The sequence below is a fragment of the Rhizobium sp. PP-CC-3G-465 genome (assembly GCF_004343445.1).
Lineage (GTDB): Bacteria > Pseudomonadota > Alphaproteobacteria > Rhizobiales > Rhizobiaceae > Ferranicluibacter > Ferranicluibacter rubi.
The window spans coordinates 1-2,652 of the sequence record NZ_SLYH01000048.1 but is presented as its reverse complement, the minus strand read 5'-3'; the positions used below and the strand labels follow the sequence as shown (position 1 = coordinate 2,652).

4 protein-coding genes and 2 pseudogenes are annotated in these 2,652 nt (G+C 58.9%); all 6 read right to left on the bottom strand.

What is annotated here, in order from left to right:
* Positions 1–881 (bottom strand): IS66 family transposase (locus C8J33_RS26720; protein WP_165929910.1); only part of this gene is annotated, 881 nt, incomplete at its 3' end.
* A 72-nt stretch (positions 882–953) separates the two neighbouring features.
* Positions 954–1,301 carry an IS66 family insertion sequence element accessory protein TnpB gene (gene tnpB, locus C8J33_RS26715; protein WP_207904077.1) on the bottom strand — a complete coding sequence of 116 codons (348 nt, stop codon included), beginning with the start codon at positions 1,299–1,301 and terminating at the stop codon, positions 954–956.
* On the bottom strand, positions 1,298–1,684 hold the full coding sequence (gene tnpA / locus C8J33_RS26710) for an IS66-like element accessory protein TnpA (RefSeq protein ID WP_110731357.1): 387 nt from the start codon (positions 1,682–1,684) through the stop codon (positions 1,298–1,300). Before tnpA ends, tnpB (C8J33_RS26715) begins: the two co-directional genes overlap by 4 nt.
* Positions 1,685–1,758: 74 nt before the next feature.
* Positions 1,759–2,081, bottom strand: a pseudogene (locus tag C8J33_RS26705) (transposase); the annotation flags it as partial.
* 68 nt (positions 2,082–2,149) lie between these two features.
* The gene (gene tnpB / locus C8J33_RS27275) at positions 2,150–2,374 is read right to left on the bottom strand and encodes an IS66 family insertion sequence element accessory protein TnpB (protein WP_165929909.1); all 225 of its coding nucleotides are present in this window, start codon (positions 2,372–2,374) and stop codon (positions 2,150–2,152) included.
* Positions 2,371–2,652, bottom strand: a pseudogene (locus C8J33_RS27445) (hypothetical protein); the annotation flags it as partial. The pseudogene C8J33_RS27445 and the gene tnpB (C8J33_RS27275), both read right to left, overlap by 4 nt.

Below are 2,652 nucleotides of genomic sequence, written 5' to 3'. Positions count from 1 at the left end.
CTATAGTAATAGGCGATCGCGCCGGGAGTGGGATCTTGGTAACCGCTTCCATCGAAGACATAGACCCAGACCCTGCCGGTTTTTGTCTTGCCCCGCCCGGGGTCAAGAACATCGACCGGGGTATCGTCCGTATGTATTCGGTCGAGCGCGGCGATATGGGCTCTGATCAGCAAGATAAGAGGAGCCAGTAGAACGGAGACGCGGCCGACCCAGTCCGCCATGACGGAGCGGGAGATGTCTATGCCCAGCCGGTCGTACATCTCGGATAGGCGGTAGAGGGGGATGTGATCATCGAATTTGGCGACCATGATATGGGCCAGCAATCCTGGTCCGGGCTTGCCGCGCTCGATCGGCAGGGTCGGCATCTCACCCGCTACCGTCGTGTCGCACTCCCTGCAGATCATGCGCTTTTCGACATGGCGGACAATCTTTATGGACGCAGGCACGTGCTCCAGCACCTGGACCACCCTGTCGGCCGCCTTCAGGAACGAGGTGCCACCACAGGTCGGGCAATTGCAGGGCGCCGCATAGACCAGCTCTTCAGTTGGAAGACCATCGGACAATGGCTTGCGCTTCGGCTTGTCCGGCGCGTCATCCAACTCCGGCAGAGGAGCTTTCCCGGAGCGCATCTCAGCCTCGGCACGGGAGGCCTCGATCTCCTCCAGCATCAGCTCAAACTGCTCGATCTTCCGGTCGATCTTTTCCGAAGAAGCGCCATGCTGCCGATGGCGGAGCAGCTCCAGTTGCGCGCGCAGGAGCCCGATAATGGAGTCTCGCTTGCTGACTTCGGCTTGCTGGCTCTCAAGTTTCGCCGCCTGTTCCGCGACGAGTGCGCGCAAAACAGATAGCTCGTCCTGACTGTCCAGCGGCGTTGTTTCCATACCCGCAAATGTAGCCGATTTGCGCCAAAATCGCCAGTATTTTGCCCCGGATCTCCCTGCAAAATATAGCTTTTATCCCGTTCGACCGGGAGCGGAAGTCCACGCCGGCCGGCGCCAGTCGATCCCTTCCACAAGCATCGAAAGCTGCGCCTGCGTCAGGTGCGCAACGCCTTCTTTCGCCGTCGGCCAGGGAAAGTATCCGCGTTCAAGAACCTTGTAAAATAGGCAAAACCCTTGGCCATCCCACCAGAGAAGCTTGATCCGATCGGCGCGCTTTCCGCGGAAGCCGAAGATCGCACCCGAGCCCGGTGCCTCCTTCACGACCGTCTCAACCAGCGCCGACAGACCATCAATGCCACGCCGCATGTCGGTCACTCCGCAGGCCAGATAGACCCGCACATTCCCGGAAGGCCCGATCACGCCGCCTCCAGACAGGCCACCAGCGACGATAGCAGCTCGAGATCCATGTCCGCCGCAATTCTCAGCAAGCGGCCATTCCTCAGGACAATTTCAACGTCTTTCCATCGAGACCGAGCGCCGCTCCTCTTGGAGCCGTCACTTAAGCTCTCAGAGCCCCCGACAAGCGACACCGGGACGAACGATACGGTCTCTGAAGGTTTCAGTTCGGGTGGCAAGAGTTTCCTTCGCCAGGCGTAAATCTGCTGCGGAAGAACGTCGTGCCGACGTGCCACGTCCGAAACGTTGCCATCCGCGCTGAATGCTTCGCGCAATATCGAAAGCTTCTGCTCTGTCGACCACCGCCGCTGTCGCTCCGTACCCGTCAGGATCTCAACCTTGGCCATTCATACCCTGTTACGTCACAAATGAATCATCTGTGACGTAACTTGCGCCAATTATGCACACGACCAAAACCGGCTCACCGGACGCTCACGTCATATCCACATGATCTGAAGTAGTTTTGACATTCCTGCGGCTCGAACCGTGTCACGATCTGGCCGACAGTTTCCCAAAGTGCCTCGACCGTCCGCTCGGCTCTGGTGCGCAGGATGGCTTTGAGCCTGGCGAAGACCTTCTCGATGGGTTGAAGTCTGGGCTGTAGGGCGGGAGGTATAGGAGCTTGAATCCGGCACCTTCGATCATCTGCCGCACGCCTTGCGCCTTGTGTGCGGGAAGATTGTCCATGATGACGATGTCGCGTTGTGCCAGGGTCGGCAGGAGACCGCATGAAACCGCCGCCAATCGAGGCCAGCAAACAGAGCTTCGAACTGGGCGTGCGTCAGCGTCATCAGTCCATCCTTGATGCCAGGCTATGTAGAGTTGTGTTCTTCCAGCCTTTTCGAATAAAGACAGACCCCGCTGCCATCCCACCACACGACGCGAACACGATCCGTTCGCTTGGAGCGGAACACATAAAGGGCACCACTGAACGGATCGAGACCGCCATCCCTGACCAATGCCATCAACGAAGCCGCGCCCTTGCGAAAGTCGACCGGTTGGCAGGAGACATAAACCACGACGCCGGACGCGATCATGCTCTGCGCACCGCACGCAGGATCTTGGTCAGATGATCGGGCTCGATATCCCCTGTCACGCGCACCACAACGTCGCGGACGACGATCTCTACAGTCGAAGCTGCAACAGGCTCGACGCGCGCAAACCTCACCGTACGCATCCGAGGTGGGCCGCCTTGTAGGAGCTGTCGGATCTGGCACTGACGTGAGCGCGATGAACATCCCACCTTTTCTTTTGTGATTTTGGCCGCTTGATATGCTCCTTCATCGACAGGAGCGGAACGGAATGGTTGGAGAAG